At 40.4% G+C, this 17,551-nt stretch carries 19 protein-coding genes; 10 read left to right on the plus strand and 9 right to left on the minus strand.

Annotated features, from left to right (window positions below; translation table 11 throughout):
- Positions 1-11: 11 nt before the first annotated feature.
- The 3 genes from G6R09_RS07755 to G6R09_RS07765 all read right to left on the minus strand — a co-directional run bounded on the left by G6R09_RS07755 (position 12) and on the right by G6R09_RS07765 (position 2,450).
- Positions 12-1,262 carry a HAMP domain-containing sensor histidine kinase gene (locus G6R09_RS07755; RefSeq protein ID WP_163921534.1) on the minus strand — a complete coding sequence of 417 codons (1,251 nt, stop codon included), beginning with the start codon at positions 1,260-1,262 and terminating at the stop codon, positions 12-14.
- A complete protein-coding gene (locus G6R09_RS07760; protein ID WP_065166260.1) occupies positions 1,231-1,902 on the minus strand; it encodes a response regulator transcription factor in 672 nt (223 codons plus the stop codon). The genes G6R09_RS07755 and G6R09_RS07760 overlap by 32 nt, the downstream gene beginning before the upstream one ends.
- Before the next feature lie 119 nt (positions 1,903-2,021).
- A complete protein-coding gene (locus G6R09_RS07765) occupies positions 2,022-2,450 on the minus strand; it encodes an NUDIX hydrolase (RefSeq protein ID WP_163921537.1) in 429 nt (142 codons plus the stop codon).
- 173 nt (positions 2,451-2,623) lie between these two features.
- On the opposite strand from G6R09_RS07765, the gene aroA reads away from it, so the two are divergent.
- The 7 genes from aroA (at position 2,624) to pyrF (ending at position 9,408) form a co-directional block, all read left to right on the plus strand.
- Positions 2,624-3,904, plus strand: coding sequence for a 3-phosphoshikimate 1-carboxyvinyltransferase (gene aroA, locus G6R09_RS07770; RefSeq protein ID WP_065166257.1), 1,281 nt, complete (start codon positions 2,624-2,626; stop codon positions 3,902-3,904).
- Between the two features lie 213 nt (positions 3,905-4,117).
- A complete protein-coding gene (gene cmk / locus G6R09_RS07775) occupies positions 4,118-4,795 on the plus strand; it encodes a (d)CMP kinase (protein WP_065166256.1) in 678 nt (225 codons plus the stop codon).
- A gap of 123 nt (positions 4,796-4,918) precedes the next feature.
- Positions 4,919-6,589 (plus strand): 30S ribosomal protein S1, encoded by a 1,671-nt coding sequence (rpsA, locus tag G6R09_RS07780; protein ID WP_060996598.1) that lies wholly within the window; start codon positions 4,919-4,921, stop codon positions 6,587-6,589.
- Positions 6,590-6,669: 80 nt separating this feature from the next.
- Positions 6,670-6,960 (plus strand): integration host factor subunit beta, encoded by a 291-nt coding sequence (gene ihfB, locus G6R09_RS07785; RefSeq protein ID WP_036795301.1) that lies wholly within the window; start codon positions 6,670-6,672, stop codon positions 6,958-6,960.
- 128 nt (positions 6,961-7,088) lie between these two features.
- A complete protein-coding gene (locus G6R09_RS07790; RefSeq protein ID WP_036795300.1) occupies positions 7,089-7,373 on the plus strand; it encodes a LapA family protein in 285 nt (94 codons plus the stop codon).
- Between the two features lie 6 nt (positions 7,374-7,379).
- Positions 7,380-8,549, plus strand: a complete 1,170-nt coding sequence (gene lapB / locus G6R09_RS07795; protein ID WP_065166255.1) for a lipopolysaccharide assembly protein LapB — start codon at positions 7,380-7,382, stop codon at positions 8,547-8,549.
- Between the two features lie 148 nt (positions 8,550-8,697).
- Complete coding sequence (pyrF, locus tag G6R09_RS07800; protein WP_163921541.1) at positions 8,698-9,408, plus strand: orotidine-5'-phosphate decarboxylase; 711 nt, start codon at positions 8,698-8,700, stop codon at positions 9,406-9,408.
- Between the two features lie 75 nt (positions 9,409-9,483).
- Here the strand turns inward: pyrF and G6R09_RS07805 are convergent, their stop codons facing one another.
- From G6R09_RS07805 to pspF, 6 genes are all read right to left on the minus strand, one after another.
- Positions 9,484-10,308: an ATP-binding cassette domain-containing protein gene (locus G6R09_RS07805; protein ID WP_065166253.1), complete on the minus strand. Its 825-nt coding sequence runs from the start codon at positions 10,306-10,308 to the stop codon at positions 9,484-9,486.
- Positions 10,305-11,303, minus strand: a complete 999-nt coding sequence (locus G6R09_RS07810; RefSeq protein WP_065166252.1) for an oligopeptide/dipeptide ABC transporter ATP-binding protein — start codon at positions 11,301-11,303, stop codon at positions 10,305-10,307. The genes G6R09_RS07805 and G6R09_RS07810 overlap by 4 nt, the downstream gene beginning before the upstream one ends.
- A gap of 1 nt (position 11,304) precedes the next feature.
- A complete protein-coding gene (sapC, locus tag G6R09_RS07815; protein WP_107204456.1) occupies positions 11,305-12,192 on the minus strand; it encodes a putrescine export ABC transporter permease SapC in 888 nt (295 codons plus the stop codon).
- A complete protein-coding gene (locus G6R09_RS07820; protein WP_163921543.1) occupies positions 12,179-13,141 on the minus strand; it encodes an ABC transporter permease subunit in 963 nt (320 codons plus the stop codon). Before G6R09_RS07820 ends, sapC begins: the two co-directional genes overlap by 14 nt.
- A 3-nt stretch (positions 13,142-13,144) precedes the next feature.
- On the minus strand, positions 13,145-14,764 hold the full coding sequence (gene sapA, locus G6R09_RS07825) for an ABC transporter substrate-binding protein SapA (protein WP_163921546.1): 1,620 nt from the start codon (positions 14,762-14,764) through the stop codon (positions 13,145-13,147).
- Between the two features lie 136 nt (positions 14,765-14,900).
- Positions 14,901-15,923: a phage shock protein operon transcriptional activator gene (gene pspF / locus G6R09_RS07830; protein ID WP_065166250.1), complete on the minus strand. Its 1,023-nt coding sequence runs from the start codon at positions 15,921-15,923 to the stop codon at positions 14,901-14,903.
- 217 nt (positions 15,924-16,140) lie between these two features.
- Between pspF and pspA the strand changes: the two genes are divergently transcribed.
- From pspA to pspC, 3 genes are all read left to right on the plus strand, one after another.
- Complete coding sequence (gene pspA, locus G6R09_RS07835; RefSeq protein ID WP_060996588.1) at positions 16,141-16,809, plus strand: phage shock protein PspA; 669 nt, start codon at positions 16,141-16,143, stop codon at positions 16,807-16,809.
- Between the two features lie 76 nt (positions 16,810-16,885).
- Positions 16,886-17,113, plus strand: coding sequence for an envelope stress response membrane protein PspB (gene pspB, locus G6R09_RS07840; RefSeq protein WP_036795289.1), 228 nt, complete (start codon positions 16,886-16,888; stop codon positions 17,111-17,113).
- Entirely contained in the window at positions 17,113-17,499 is a 387-nt protein-coding gene (gene pspC, locus G6R09_RS07845) for an envelope stress response membrane protein PspC (protein WP_065166249.1), read from the plus strand. Before pspB ends, pspC begins: the two co-directional genes overlap by 1 nt.
- Positions 17,500-17,551 lie beyond the last annotated feature (52 nt).

The raw sequence follows: 17,551 nt of genomic DNA on the forward strand, positions 1-17,551 counted from the left end.
TATTCCTTAACTTATGATTGTGAATATGAAAAAGTGACCTCGGCGGTAAAAGTAACCTCATTATCCGTTATCGTGAATGGCCACTGCATACGCTCACAAATACGTTGCACAATCACTAATCCACACCCATAACCTTGGTTATAAATTTCATTACCATCATGGCGATTGATGATCGTTAAGCAATTATGGGTTAATTTTATTTCTATGTCGCCAATACTGTAGCTAAATGCATTTTTGATTAGATTGTTAATAATAATAGTAATAAAACTGAGCGGCGCATTAATTGTTGCGGCGTGATTAATCTCAAGATAGTAGCTTGCATCCTGTTTGGCAAATAAAGGTTCCATAACCACTAATTGCTGATGTAGCTGATCGGCAAGATGGCATTGACTAAAATGATGCCCCTCAATTGACTCTTTGCCTAATAATAGAAAAGTTTCAGTTAAAATCCGCATATCATCACTGGCTTGATGTAATCGATTAATGGCTTTTTTAGCGACATTGGGTTGATTAGGGACTTTATTGAGTAAATCTGTTGATCCCTGAATAATCATGATTGGTGTACGCAGTTCATGAGATGCAAAACGGCTAAATTCTTTTTCACGTTGAAAAAATCCAGCAATATTATTTTTACTATCCAATAATGCTTGTTCAATTTCACGAGTTTCCCGGTACTGGGTTTCAACCTCAAAAGAGGGTTGATCTGGTGGCATCTGGCGAATTTTCTGATCTATTTTCGCTAATGGTTGCGATAAAGAACGCACAAAATAAAAGCTGTATCCACCCATGATTAATGAGAGTAATAGCCCAAAAATAAACGTGAAATAATGGAGACTATCTTCATAATCATCAAGGTAATCGTCAGCATCATCTTGATAGATGACATACATTAACCCTCTTCCTGAAGGATGATCAAACACTAAAAAATGTTTATCCTCAGTGCCGCGCAGATGTTCAAAAAAGCCGGGTTGATTATATTTTTTTAACCAATTTGGTAATGATTTTTCACTCCAGTAACTTTTAAACTCACTGTTATTAGGCAGTGGAGCGTTATCACCCATTTCTTTATAGTCGATAACATATTGGCTAGATTCTTTGTCTAACCAATGATGAAGGCTAATTACTTCTAATTGGTTTTCTGCGATATAAATAACAACCCAGAACAGAACAAACATGCCAAATGTCATTAATCCAAAACTTAAACCAACTTTACGATAAATACTGGGAAAACTATGCTGCTTTGATGCGGTAACCTTGTCCATGAATGGTCTCTAATCGTGAAGTGGCAAAATCTTTATCAATCGCATTTCGTAATCCATAGATATGGCTGCGTAGGGCATCACTAGACGGGGATTCCTCGCCCCACACTGCATCTATAACTTGCTGACGACTAACAATATTAGGGGCATGATGCAGTAATACTTTGAGTATTTTAAATTGAATACGGCTTAACTTAATGATTTTTCCATCGCGACTGACTTCATCACTGCGGTTATTCATTACAATATCGGCGAATTTTAATAGGCCAATGTCTTGTCTTGGACCTCTATTAGCTAAAGCATATAAGCGTAAGCACAGTTCTTCCATTGCAAATGGTTTTAATAAGTAATCATCGCCACCGGCCTTAAATGCAGCGACTTTGTCTTCAAGAGTATCTTTGGCGGTTAAGAATAAAATTGGCGTACCGCAGTAGAGTTCATTACGGATTTTTTGAACGGCCACAATACCATCTATTTTAGGCATCATAATATCCATAATGATGACGTCATAATGGTTATTTTCAATAAAAGAGAGTGCTGCTTGGCCATGATAAGCACAGTCAGCAGTTATACCTTCTAGCTCTAAGTAATCAGCAATCGTTTCAACAATCTGATGATTATCATCAACAATAAGAATTTTCATCTTTTCTATTTCGCTCTTCACGAATACTTCACGTTTGAGGCAGTAGTATACGCGCCAATAAAACAATATTCATAATTTGTTTATTGCAAGGTTTATATTCATGAAGAAAATCACATTAGTTAGTCATTTATACAAAAGCGTTGTTCTAAATAACATTGAATCGATTGTTCACTCGCATCAAATTGTGGTGAAGGTACCTTAGTTGGATCGATCCACTGCCAGCCCTCGCATTTATCCGGTTCTTTTAAGGTTAATTGACCGCTAAATTGTGTCGCGAGCAGAGCGACACTAATATAATGTTTACCGGATTCGTGATAGGTAGCGAGGTTATTAGTTACTGCAATCACTTGTGGCTCGTAAATAGTTAGCCCTGTTTCTTCTTCTACTTCACGAATAGCACATTGGCTAAACGTTTCACCCAATTCCATATGGCCACCAGGAATCGAGTAATATGGGGCATGGCTATTTTTACGTTTGCCGATTAATATTTGCCCTTGCTGATTAACAATAATAATTCCAATTCCAACCATCGGTGTTACGGCACTCATTTTTACTCCAATATTTACCGTTATCATATTTTGCTACTCTACCGTAATTACAGCGTCGATGGTGGAACAATATTAAACCAAGTTATCAAATACTAAAAAAACTGCCGCTAGATAACTGCGACATTATTGGGTACTCTGCTAGATAAGAAAAATTAGGATTGGAAGAATAATCAATGGAAAGTTTAACCCTAGCGCCGATTGCTAAAGTTAACGGTGAAGTGAACCTGCCGGGTTCAAAGAGTGTATCGAATCGTGCTTTATTATTAGCAGCATTAGCGAAAGGAACTACGCGGCTAACTAACTTATTAGATAGCGATGATATTCGCCATATGCTTAATGGATTAAAGCAACTTGGGGTTAATTATCGTTTATCAGCCGATAAAACAGAATGTGAAGTTGATGGTTTAGGCCAGGCATTTAGCGCAACAAAGCCGCTTGAATTGTATTTAGGTAATGCTGGCACGGCAATGCGTCCTTTAGCTGCTGCACTATGTCTAGGGACTGGTGAATATACATTAACCGGTGAGCCGCGCATGAAAGAGCGCCCAATCGGTCACCTTGTTGATGCGCTGCGTAGTGCCGGTGCCGATATTACTTACCTTGAAAATGAAAATTATCCACCATTAAAGATTATTGGTACCGGTTTGCAAGGCGGTGAGGTTGAAATTGATGGCTCTATATCAAGTCAGTTTTTAACTGCTTTCTTAATGGCAGCACCTTTAGCGCAAACTGATACTGTAATTAGCATTAAAGGCGACTTGGTATCAAAGCCTTATATTGATATTACGCTACATATTATGGCCCAGTTTGGGGTTGAAGTTGACAATCGTAATTATCAACAGTTCGTTGTTCGAGGTAATCAAAGCTATGTTTCCCCTGGCGACTTATTGGTTGAAGGCGATGCTTCTTCCGCGTCGTATTTCTTAGCTGCTGCTGCGATTAAAGGCGGTGCAGTGAAAGTTACCGGTATTGGTAAAAAGAGTATTCAAGGTGATATTCAATTTGCAGATGCGTTGGCAGCAATGGGGGCTGATATCGAGTGGGGCGATGATTATGTTATTGCGCGTTGTGGTAATTTAACCGCGGTTGATATGGATTTTAATCACATTCCAGATGCGGCAATGACAATTGCAACGACGGCATTATTTGCCAAAGGGACAACATCGATTCGCAATGTTTACAACTGGCGCGTGAAAGAAACAGATCGCTTAGCTGCTATGGCAACTGAATTACGTAAAGTCGGCGCGGTAGTTGAAGAGGGCAGTGATTATATTACTATTACGCCACCAACAACATTGAACCATGCACAAATTGATACTTATGATGATCATCGCATGGCAATGTGTTTTTCGCTGGTGGCTTTAAGCGATACTCCAGTGACGATTAATGATCCGAAATGTACCTCAAAAACCTTTCCTGATTATTTCATCAAGCTTCAGGGCTTAAGTGTTTAACTTTTATTGTTCGATTGTTGATATTTAAGTTTACACTAGTACTAGCCTGATGTGATTGCATCAGGCTTTTTAATTGGTGTAAAAAGGTAGTATAGAAAAGGTAATAACTCTATAAATTTAAGATTTTTTTCCGTATAATGTGCCACCGTTTGATGGCTAACCTTAATTTGGGTTAAGTTACTGCTATTACGGATACATATTCGGAGAAAACTTATGTCTACTCATGCTCCAGTCATTACTGTTGATGGGCCAAGTGGCGCCGGCAAAGGCACACTATGTATGCTATTGGCAGAAAAACTTGGCTGGAATCTGCTCGATTCTGGTGCGATTTACCGTGTTCTTGCACTTGCAGCACTTCATCATGGTGTAGATACTGAATCAGAAGATGCTTTAGTGCCACTAGCTGCACATCTCGATGTTCAGTTTGTTGCTGAAGGTGAGTTGGTTCGAGTTATTCTTGAAGGCGAGGATGTTTCTGATACGCTTCGCACTGAAAAAGTAGGCAATGCCGCTTCAAAAGTTGCTGCATTACCACGAGTACGTGAAGCTTTACTACGTCGTCAGCGTGCATTTAGTGAGCAACCAGGCTTAGTTGCTGATGGTCGTGATATGGGTACCGTGGTATTCACATCAGCAGAAGTGAAAATTTTCTTAGACGCCAGTGCTGAAGAACGTGCAACTCGTCGTATGAATCAGTTGCAAAAAAAGGGCTTAGATGTTAGCTTTAGCAGCCTTTTAAGTGAAATCCAGGAACGAGACTACCGCGATCGCAATCGTGCAGTAGCGCCTTTACGTCCTGCTGATGACGCTTTAGTACTTGATTCGACTGAGATGTCGATTGAACAAGTACTAGAAAAAGTCTTGGCATATGTTGATGCTAAGCTAAAATAAAGAATCCATATTTAGCTGCGTAAGTGGCTAGATAACGTCGGTGTCATGGATGATAACTGACTTTATTATCAACCCCATGCGGTAGGATACCCATGGTTGTTTATCATATTGAAGATTAATTAAATGACTGAATCTTTTGCTCAACTCTTTGAAGAGTCGCTAAACCAAGTTGAAACTCGCCCAGGTGCAATCGTTAAAGGTACTGTAATCGCTATCGAAAACGGTTACGTACTAGTTGACGCTGGTCTAAAATCTGAGTCATCTATCCCTGCTGAAGAATTCAAGAACGCTGCTGGCGAACTAGAAATCGAAGTTGGCGCTCAGGTTGACGTTGCTCTTGACGCGATCGAAGATGGTTTTGGTGAAACTAAACTTTCTCGTGAGAAAGCTAAGCGTCACGAAGCTTGGATCCAGCTTGAAAAAGCTTATGAAGATGCTGAAACAGTTGTTGGTATCATCAACGGTAAAGTTAAGGGCGGCTTCACAGTTGAACTTAACGGCATCCGTGCGTTCCTACCAGGTTCACTAGTAGACGTACGTCCAGTTCGTGACACTGCTCACCTAGAAAACAAAGAACTTGAGTTCAAAGTAATCAAGCTTGACCAGAAGCGTAACAACGTTGTTGTTTCACGTCGCGCAGTTATCGAATCTGAGAACAGCGTAGAGCGTGATGAGCTACTTGCTTCTCTACAAGAAGGCATGGAAGTTAAAGGTATCGTTAAGAACCTTACTGACTACGGCGCATTCGTTGATCTTGGCGGTGTTGACGGTCTTCTACACATCACTGACATGGCTTGGAAGCGTGTTAAGCACCCTTCTGAAATCGTTAATGTTGGCGATGAAATCAACGTTAAAGTACTTAAGTTCGACCGTGAGCGTACTCGCGTATCACTAGGTCTTAAGCAACTTGGCGAAGATCCATGGGTTGCAATCGCTAAGCGTTACCCAGAAAGCACTAAGCTTACTGGCCGCGTAACTAACCTAACTGACTACGGCTGCTTCGTTGAAATCGAAGAAGGCGTTGAAGGTCTAGTACACGTTTCTGAAATGGATTGGACTAACAAAAACATCCACCCATCTAAAGTTGTTAACGTGGGCGACGAAGTTGAAGTTATGGTTCTTGATATCGACGAAGAGCGTCGTCGTATCTCTCTAGGTCTTAAGCAGTGTAAAGCGAACCCATGGCAGTCATTTGCAGAAATGCAAGCTAAGGGCGACAAAGTAACTGGTAAGATCAAGTCAATCACTGATTTCGGTATCTTCATCGGTCTTGAAGGCGGCATCGACGGTCTAGTTCACCTATCTGACATTTCTTGGAATGTTTCTGGTGAAGACGCAGTTCGTGACTTCAAGAAAGGCGACGAAATTTCTGCAGTAGTTCTTGCAGTTGACGCAGAGCGTGAGCGTATCTCTCTAGGCGTTAAGCAAATCGAAGAAGACCCATTCAACAGCTTCGTAGCTGACACTAAGAAAGGTGCTCTAGTAACTGGTAAAGTTATTGCTGTTGACGCTAAAGGCGCAACTGTTGAGCTAGCTGAAGGTGTTGAAGGTTACCTACGCGCTTCTGAAGCATCTGTAGACCGTGTTGAAGACGCAACTCTAATTCTTTCTGTTGGCGACTCTATTGAATCTAAGTTCACTGGCGTTGACCGTAAGAACCGCGTAATCAACCTTTCTGTACGTGCTAAAGACGTTGCTGAAGAGCAAGAAGCAATGGCTACACTAAACAAAGCAGACGATGCTGCGTTTGGTAACGCTATGGCTGACGCTTTCAAAGCTGCTAAAGGCGAATAATTGAGCGTAGAGGGAAATCGCTTTAGCTTTTTCCCTCTAAACGGCTATACTATTGAGAAACTTACTAAAACGGAGTGTTTATGACAAAGTCTGAATTAATTGAAAGACTATGTAGTCAACAAACACATCTTTCTGCCAAACAGGTAGAAGATGCAATCAAGGATATTCTTGAACATATGGCGAACACACTTGCAGAAGGTGATCGCATTGAGATCCGTGGCTTTGGTAGCTTCTCTTTGCATTACCGTGCTCCTCGCGTTGGCCGTAATCCAAAGACAGGTGATAAAGTTGAGTTGGACGGCAAGTACGTTCCTCACTTCAAGCCAGGAAAAGAATTACGTGACCGTGTTAATGCATCAATAGCTGCTTAACCGCGAATAGAACAAAAAAACGGCATACTCTCGGTATGCCGTTTTTTTATGTCTATAGATCATGGTTTGATCAGTAAAATTACTGCATAATCAGTAATTATAATTTAGATTTAGTGAGAGGATTCACGATGAAGATTTTAGGAATTATTGTTCTAGTAGCTGCCTTTTTAATCACTCTGGCTCTTGGTGCTCAAAATCAAATAATGGTTAGCTTTGATTATTTAATCGCTCAGGGTGAATTTCAACTTTCTACGCTATTAGGCACAGCGTTTGGTGCTGGTTTTGTTATTGGTTGGGTAATTTGTGGTACTTTATATCTTAAAGCGCGCTTTGCTAAAAATCGCTTAATGAAGAAAGTAACCAAGCAGCAACAAGAGCTTGATCAACTTCGTGCTAAGCCTATTAAGGAATAAGAATTAATGCTTGAATTGTTGTTCCTACTTTTACCTATTGCAGCTGCCTATGGTTGGTATATGGGTAACAGGAGCGCAAGTAACCAAAAGCAAGAAAAGTCTGACCACTTATCTCGCCAATATGTAACAGGTCTTAATATGCTGTTATCAGATGAGTCTGATAAAGCAGTAGACCTGTTCATTGAGTTGCTTCAGGTTGACAGTGAAACTATTGATACTCATCTTGCTCTCGGTAATTTATTCCGCAGCAGAGGAGAAGTCGATCGCGCCATTCGTATTCACCAAAATTTGATAGCAAGACCGAATTTATCGATTGAACAACGTAATTTATCATTACAGCAATTAGCAAAAGATTACATGGTTGCTGGTTTTTTTGATCGTGCTGAGCGTATTTTTGAACAGTTGTTGGATGAGCCTGATTATCGTAAATCAGCATTACAGCAGTTATTAGCGATTTACCAGCAAACACGCGAGTGGGAAAAAGCCATTGAAATGGCGACCCAATTAGTGAAATTAGGTAAAACAAAACTCAAGCATAATATCGCCCATTATTGGTGTGAACTCTCGATGCTGGAGCTGAGCGCGCAAAATCAAGATAAAGCGATTCAGCTATTAAAAAAAGCCCTCTCAGTAGATAAGCATTGTGTTCGAGCTTCGATTGCAATGGCAAAAATTCAAGTCAAGCAGCAAGAATATAAACAAGCCGCCAAAATTTTAGAACGGATCTCAGATCAAGATATTGAGTTTGTTGGCGAAGCTTTACCGCTATTGCTTGAGTGTTATGAAGCGATGCATAACCAAAATGCATGGCTAAAATATTTACAACACTGTGTCGAGCAAAAAGCAGGGGCAAGTGCAGAGTTAATGCTTGCTGATGAAATTGCTAAAAATGAAGGTGCAGTGACAGCACAATCATTTATGACCCGCCAGTTGCAAAAGAACCCAACTATGAAAGGCTTTTATCAGTTGATGGAATATCATCTCGATGAAGCAGAAGAAGGCCGTGCTAAAGAAAGTTTAACCAGCTTACGTCATTTAGTCGGTGAACAGCTTAAAGTAAAACCACGCTATCGTTGTCGTCAATGTGGTTTTGCTACCCATGCACTATATTGGCAGTGTCCATCGTGTAAGAGTTGGGGACAAATAAAACCGATTCGAGGACTTGATGGTGAATAATTACCATCAAATATTTTTCTAGAACCAGTGCAGTAATGTACTGGTTTTTTTGTAGTTGTAGCTACCAAATTTAATCAATTAATGTAGAATCCTGCCGGCGGTTGGGATTACCGCACAGTGGATATATTTAGACATAATAGGAGCCTCAATGCTAGACACTAAAGTAACAGACCCTAAAGTAATCGTTGCCCTTGATTATGATAATCATAATGAGGCACTCGCTTTTGTCGATCGTATTGAGCCGGGAAGTTGCCGTTTAAAAGTCGGTAAAGAGATGTTCACTTTTTTTGGCCCTGATTTTGTACGCCAGTTACATGATCGTGGTCATTCTGTATTTTTGGATTTAAAATTTCATGATATTCCAAACACATGTTCAAAAGCGGTAAAGGCTGCTGCAGAGCTAGGTGTATGGATGGTTAATGTGCATGCCAGTGGTGGTGAGCGTATGATGACTGCTTCGCGTGATATTTTAGAACCTTATGGTAAAGATCGCCCACTATTAATTGGTGTAACAGTATTAACCAGTATGGAAGCGAATGATTTAGCGGGTATTGGTATTGCATGTCAGCCTCAACAACAAGTACTGAATTTAGCAACATTGACTAAAAATAGTGGTCTTGATGGGGTGGTGTGTTCAGCGCAAGAAGCGAGTTTGTTAAAAGCGCAATTTGGTCAACAATTTAAGTTGGTAACCCCCGGTATTCGCCCTGTAGGCAGTGAAGCGGGTGATCAGCGTCGTGTGATGACACCGGTAGAAGCGATGGCTGCTGGATCGGATTATTTAGTTATCGGTCGTCCAATTACTCAAGCAAATGATCCTGCTGCGGTATTGGCAGCAATTAATAAAACACTGGCGTAATTTTTAACGCTTAAGCAAACGATAACGCCAGCATTGTTACACTAATAAGTAATAATGCTGGCGTTTATTTTATGATTAATAGCTAATTTTCGGCGTACTGTTAAGTATTTGACCACTTTTTTCTCGTGTTGGTGAGCTAAAGTGACTATCAAGCAGCTTTTGAGTTAATGAGTGCTTAGGGTTTTCAAACACATTTGCTGTGCGGCCTTTTTCTACTACTTCACCGTCTTGCATCACCATCACTTTGTCACTGAAATGCTTTATTACTCCCATGTGTTGTGACACATAGATATAAGACAATCCCATTTCTTCTTGCAGCTCTAATAATAGGTTTATCATCTGAGAGCGCATCGACATATCAAGTCCGTTTAACGCTTCATCTGCAACGATAATACATGGTTGAAGAATCAGTGCACGCGCTAAAGATACACGTTGCTTTTGGCCTGTTGCCAGCATTTGTGGATAAAAATAAGCATGTTCAGGTAATAACCCTACGCGCTTAAGTGTATCCATGATACGTTTTTCGCGAGCTTGCGGCGTCATATTGGTGTTACGCTTTAACGGACCTTCTAGAATACGACCAATTTGAATCCGTGGATTTAACGCGGTATTAGGATCTTGGAAAATCATTCGTATTAGCTTACAGCGGGTTTGATAATCATGGTGATGCAGCAGCTCACCATTGACGCGCACAATGCCTTCTGTTGGCGTGATCACGCCTGCTAACATTTTTGCTAAAGTAGATTTTCCTGAACCGTTTTCTCCTAAAAGCGCAATGGTTTCACCGGCCTCAAGATGAAAAGAGACAGGTTTTACCGCTTCAATCGTACGACGACGAAATAATCCCGAGCGATAATGGTAATCTTTTTTTAGGTTTTCAACTTCAAGTAATGAACTCATTTGTTGTCATCCTTCATATTTAGCGGAAAGTGACAGCTAAACTTATGACTTTTTATTTTTTGGCGCTGAGGTACTTCAACACATTTCCGTTGTGCGTAAGGACAACGTGGACCTAAACGGCAGCCAATAGGTAAATGTTGCAGTGGTGGAATTGAACCCGGTAGTGTTTCGAGCTTACATTTATGGCTGACATCCATCGAAAAATCAGGCATTGCCCGCATTAATGCTGCCGTGTAAGGGTGATGAGGTAGCTCAAGTAATTGCTTTGAGGTGCCTGACTCTACCGATTGTCCACAATACATGACAGTGATCCTATCGGCCCATTGAGTCACGGTGTTTAAATCGTGACTAACCAATAAGATAGTAGTGTTACCCAGTTGGTTCATGCGACTTAGTAGTCGAAAAATCTGTGCCTGAGTAATAGGGTCAAGATCGTTGGTTGGTTCATCAGCAATCAATAATCGAGGTCGGTTAGCGATTGCCATCGCAATCATTACTTTTTGACACTCACCATCAGTTAATTCGTAAGGATAACTGCGCATGACGCGTTTATGCTCTTTAATACCGACCTTATGTAACAAAGCAATCGCTTGTTTTTGACGCCAATGAAAACGCTGCCAAAGATGACCATTAAATGATGATGATGGAATTGCTTCTTCTAATTGCTCACCAATGCGCTCTGAGGGATCAAGGCAGGTTGATGCCTCTTGGAAAATCATCGCAATTTCACGGCTAACAATTTTACGTCGTTGGCGCGGTGATAATGCTAATAAATCAACATCCCCTAAACGCATGCGGTCAGCGTTAACGCGCCAGTTATCTTTACACACACCTGCAATGGCTTTAGCAACCAAACTCTTACCTGAGCCTGATTCTCCTACTAGCCCTCGAATCTCACTTTCATTAATGGTGAGACTCATTCGATCGACGGCTTTTACCATGCCCTGAGGGGTATCGATTTCAATAGTTAGATTACGTATATCAAGTAATGGCATGTTAATCAATTCCCGCATTAAGAGCTTGGCGCATACCATCACCAACAAGGTTGATAACTAACACACTAAACGTAATCGCAAGTCCGGGCAGGGTGACTGTCCATGGCGCGAGATAAATAAGATCAATTGAATCACCGAGCATTGCCCCCCATTCTGGTAAGGGTGCTTGTGCGCCTAAACCCAGAAAACCGAGTGCTGCAATATCCATGATCGCCACAGAGATCGCGCGTGTCATTTCAGTGGTAATGGTGGTTAGAATATTAGGTAATATTGAGTTATAGAGCAGATAAAAGTTATTAGCGCCATCAAGACGCGCTGCAATAATATAGTCTTTAGTCACTTCTTCATGAACAGCAGTGTATATAGCACGAATAAAACGTGGAATTAATGCTAGCCAAATAGCGAGTAAAATATGTATTTCTCCAGGTCCCATATATGCAACAACAATGATTGCTAGCAATAATGACGGAATTGATAACACCGTGTCTAAAATATGGTTAAGGAAGCTCGATTTTAGACCGTTACTCATGCCGGCTAAAATACCGATTAATAGTCCAATTGCACTTGATGCTAGGGCCACTAATAGAGCGTAGCCAAAGGTTAACTGGCTGCCGATCAACAGTCGCGATAAAATATCACGGCCAAGATCGTCAGTGCCAAAAAAGAATGATACATGGCCAGAGTTATCCCATGATGGCGGCATAAGGAGTTCGCCAACTTGTTCTATCGCTGAATAAGGGGCTAGCCAACGCGCATTTATCGTAATTAACAATAGCGCTAATAAGCTCCACAAACCAAACATGGCTAATGAATTTGCGCGGAAATTTTGCCATGATCGTTCCCATTGCGTTGGAATGGTGGCTTCTTGGTAAACGCTATTTGATGGCATACCATTCCTTCCTTACTAGTGGATTAACAATTGCACCAACAACATCAGATAAAATATTGGCTAATAAAATAAAGCCGCCGACAGTAATGACACCGGCTTGAATAGCGACATAGTTTTGAGCTGCAATCGCGTTGAGTAGCCAGCGACCAATGCCCGGCCAATTGAAAATAGATTCGGTTAGCATGGCAAATGTCATCATTGACGCAAACTGCATTCCAAGTTTAGGAATGATAGGTGGAATCGCATTTTTCATACCGTGACGGCGGACAATTTCAAAGGTTGAAAGGCCTTTTGTCTGAGCGACTTTAATATAGTTTTTGGTCATAACTTCAGCAATTGATGCGCGCGTTAAACGAATAACTTCAGTAGTAGGCGCCATCGCTAATACGATCGTCGGTAGCACAAGATGCTTAACGGCATCAAAGAAAGCTTCCATTCGATAAGGTTTATCAGACAATAAAATATCAATTAAGGCAAAACCTGTTACGTGGTTAAATTGATACAATAAGCTATAGCGTCCAGAAACAGGAAGCCAACCTAAATTAAGCGAAAACAATAAGATAAGTAACATTGCTAGCCAAAATAACGGAATAGAGTAGCCCAATAATGTAATCGAACTTATTACCGTATCAATAGGGCGTCCACGGCGAACACCAGCAATTGTCCCTAAAGGAATACCAATCATTAAAGACAGAATAAAAGCGAAAAAGCACAGTTCCAATGTCGCTGGAAAAACTTTGAGTATTTCGGTACTCATCGGTATACCAGTTGCACTAATCCCTAAGTTTCCTGTGAGTAAGTTTTGGATGTAAATCAGCCAACCTTGCCAAAAAGGTTCGTAAGCCCATTGCAATTGGTTATCAAGCCTTAAAATGCTAAAACTCACAATCGTTAGAATGAGTAATGTAATAACAAACAAATTTAAGCGACGTATAGTGTAGATAAACATACTTTACTCAGTCCGATAGACACTAGAAAATGAACGCGAGCCAAAAGGACTCATTTGTAGTCCACCGAGTGTTTTATTGTGTGCTTGAAAATATACACCATGGGCAAGAGGAATGATTGGCACCTGCTGATCAAGAATATCCTGCGCATGTTGGTAATAATTAACCCGTTGCTGAGTTTTATTGGTACGTAATGCCAGTTCGAGTAGATTATCAAATTGAACATCACACCAATTAGCAACATTGAGCCCGGCATGTTTGGCATTACATGATAATAATGGTCGTAAAAAGTTATCAGGATCACCGTTATCTGCAATCCAACCCGCTAACATCATGTCGTATTTATTCATGTTGTTTACCCCTAGGCGACCAATGTTATCTTGATGATAAATAACAACATTAACGCCTATTGCCTTGAGGTTAGCTTGAATCAGTTCGGCTGTTTTTTGAGGGCTAGGATTATAAGGTCGAGATTCTAACGGTACCCACATGGTCAATACTTGATCGGGGTTATAACCGGCTTGCTTAAGTAATGTTTTGGCTTTTTTAGGATTATAATTGATGGCCTTACTGTCATTATTATAAGCCCATGATGTCGGCGGTAATAAGCTTTTAGCTTTAGTTGCCGTGCCATAATAAACTGAATTTAATAATGTATTTCTATTAATGGCGTAACTAATAGCTTCGCGCACTTTAAGATTGTTTAAAGGAGCTAAGCTGGTATTTAGTGCTAAAAATGACACATTCATGCCACTTTGAGCCAATAATTCATAGTTATTATTGTCAGTGATAACCGGTAACTGACTCGCAACAGGTGAGGCTAATACATCACATTCTGCACTTAATAATTTGGTCAGATTGCCCATACCACGGGAAGAAATATCAAACACCACTTGTTCCATTGGTGCTACACCTTGCCAATAGCCACGATGATGTTTTAATCGAATCAGATCATTTGGAATAAACTGATCAACATAAAACGGTCCAGTACCAATCGGGCGGCTATCTAATTGACCAATTTGACCTGATTTTAACAGTTGTTTGCCATATTCAGCTGAATATACCACCGCATAGCTGGTCGCTAAATTGGATAAGAAAGAGTTATCTGGGCGGCGTAGGCTAAATTGTACGGTATGTGGGTTCAGTGCTTTAATACTTTCGATATCATTGGCAAAGCCGAGGCTTTCAAACCATGGATAACGGCCACCTGAAATATGGTGAAAAGGATTATCAGGGTTAATGACGCGTTCAAAGCTAAACACAACATCATCAGCATTCATGGTGCGTGTTGGCGTAAACCATGCCGTTGTTTGAAACTTTATACCTTGGCGTAGGGTGAAGGTATACACTAAGCCATCATCACTGACTGTCCAGCTTTTAGCGAGATCAGGTAATGGTTTATGGCTAACAGGATCGAGTAATAGCAGACGGTCAAAAATTTGTGCCGAAAGGGTTTCTGCTGTTAATCCACCGTCTGTTAATTGGGGGTTAAGCGTTGTCGGTGTATCTTGGCCGCAATAGACAAAGCCGCGACGTTGAGTCACAGAATCTTTTGCAGGTTGTTTACAACCACTGAGGGTTAATAAAACCAAGCTAGCAATAAAAAGACGATAGTAAGCGCTCATATTTAATAGGCGTTATTTGAAATTAAGTTTTTAAATTTATCATTTTCCATCTCGGTCACCAAGTTATCCAGCCTGTTTTGAATTAAATTAGTCAAAAAGCATCAATTATGTTGATTTTTTGTCTTATTTTGGTCGATTAATCACCATTAATATTGATGTTATATTTGCGTATTAAGCCCCTTAATTGATGATAGCTAAGACGTAATAATTCAGCCGCTTTAGTTTGGTTAAACTTCGCTAATGTGAGTGCTTGTTGAATCCAAATAATTTCTTGCTGTTGTAGTTGTTGACGGAGATCAATTGGAAATGTCAGTGTATCAGCTTCCTGATGTTGTGATGATTTAACTGGGGTCGATTGAGAGGGGAGCTGGGGAGGAACGTTATCCCATGAGGTTGTGAAGGGATCTATCACAATGGTATCAATAACTTCATCTTGTTGATCATGACGAAAAACTGAGCGCTCAACCACATTCTTTAATTCACGAATATTGCCAGGCCATGAATAACTTAATAATTGCTGCTGAGCTTGGTAACTAAAACCTGCAAAGTAGCTGAAATTCATTTCACGGCACATGCGTACAGCGTAGTGTTCAGCCAGTGGTAAAATATCATCAATTCGTGCTCTTAATGGGGGTAAATGGATCACTTCAAAGGCCAGTCGGTCTAATAAGTCGGCTCTAAATTTTCCTTTCGCAGCAAGTTGTGGCAGATTTTGATTGGTGGCACAGATCAATCGTACATTGGCTTGGCAACTTTTATTACCGCCAACACGTTCATATTCACCATACTCAATCACACGTAATAATTTTTCTTGCACTCCCATTGGTGCTGTTGCCAGCTCATCTAAAAAGAGAGTGCCACTTTCAGCACGTTCAAACCGTCCTTGATGGCGGCCTTTAGCACCAGTAAAAGCGCCCGCTTCATGACCAAACAGTTCTGAATCAATAACACCATCAGCTAATGCGGCACAATTTAAGCTGATGAGTGGTTGATCCCAGCGCGCAGATAAATAATGAATACGTTGTGCAATCAGTTCTTTACCTGTACCGCGCTCACCTAAAATAAGCACCGGACGATTAAGCGTGGCAAGTCGTGAGGCATGATCAAGTACTGCTAAAAAAGCATCTGACTCACCGATTAAATTTTCGGTCTTTTTCATTGGTCAATTCCACTAAAAGTTGGTTATATTCACTATATCATTATTTATTAATATCCACTGTTATTTATTTAGTTATTATAAAACAGTAGGTTAAAAGTTGGCACGCAAGTTGATATGTATATAAAACAATGACACCTCACATGACAACATAACGTTAGTCTAATGATATAAACCGTTCATTGACATGATTCAAGACGGTTGACCAAGGAGCTTTATTATGGGTATTTTTTCTCGTTTTGCAGATATCGTAAATGCTAACGTCAATTCATTATTAGACAAGGCAGAAGATCCACAAAAACTGATCCGTCTGATTATTCAAGAAATGGAAGATACATTGGTTGAAGTGCGTACGTCATCGGCACGAGCACTCGCGGATAAAAAAGAATTACGTCGTCGTATTACCGCGATTGAAACACAGTCGACAGATTGGCAACAGAAAGCCAGTTTAGCGATTCAAAAAGGTCGTGAAGATCTGGCACGTGCAGCATTGATTGAAAAACAAAAATTGGTTGATGTAGCGTTAACATTAAATGAAGAATATAAATTAGTTGATGAAACGATTGAGAAATTATCGTTAGAAGTGGCTGAACTTGAGCGTAAATTGCAAGAGACACGTGCTCGCCAACAAGCATTAGTAACACGCCATAAGGCAGCAGGAACACGTCGCGATGTTCGTCGTCAACTTGATACTAGTAAAGTTGATGAAGCAATGTCGAAGTTTGAACAATATGAGCGCCGCATTGATGAAATGGAAGCCGAAGCGGATAGTTATAGTTTTGGTCGCGGAAAAAGCTTAGAGTCAGAGTTTGCAGATTTGCAAGCACAAGATGATATTGAAAAAGAGCTTGAGCGTTTAAAAGCAAATATGAACGATAAACAACAGTAATCACGGAATAATTGTCCTTTAAATTACATAAAAATAATAATAGTGCTATTACCCCTGCGTGAAAGGAGAACAACAAATGTCTATGGGTTTTATTAGTGTTCCATTAGTGGTGTTTATGGTTGTTGTCGCACCATTGTGGTTAATTCTTCATTACCGCAGTAAGCGTAAATCAGGTGAGGGATTGTCTGGTGAAGATCATAAAAAGTTAGAAACTTTAGTGGCACGCGCAGAGGTGATGCAAGAGCGGATTGTTACGCTGGAGCGAATTTTAGATGCTGAAGCGCCACAATGGAGACAGAAATAATGCGTAAAACACTATATCGCGATCCTAAAAACGGTAAGTTAGGGGGTGTTTGTGCAGGTTTAGCTGAATATTTTGGTGTTGAAACCTGGTTAATGCGTATTTTAGCCGTAACTGCTTTTTTATTAGGCGTCGGTTTTTTTGCGACGGTTGCTTATATTGCTGCTTGGTTAATTTTAGATAAAATGCCGCCACAGCGAAAAGAACAACAACATCAATATACTGAACATAATGTAAAGCAAAAACCATGGCAAACGGGGCAATCAGCGAAACAGATTTTGGATAATGTTGAAACAGAACTCGCACGTAGTGAAGTCAGTATTCAAAAAATGGAAGCTTATGTAACCTCATCTGCCTTTAAAGTTGATCGTGAATTTAATAAACTTTAGAGCACAAATCGACAGTGCTTGATGTTATTTATCTAGATTAAGTCTATAAATA

The sequence above is a fragment of the Photobacterium sp. Alg240-V54 genome, from assembly GCF_900537155.1.
Taxonomy (GTDB): domain Bacteria; phylum Pseudomonadota; class Gammaproteobacteria; order Enterobacterales; family Vibrionaceae; genus Photobacterium.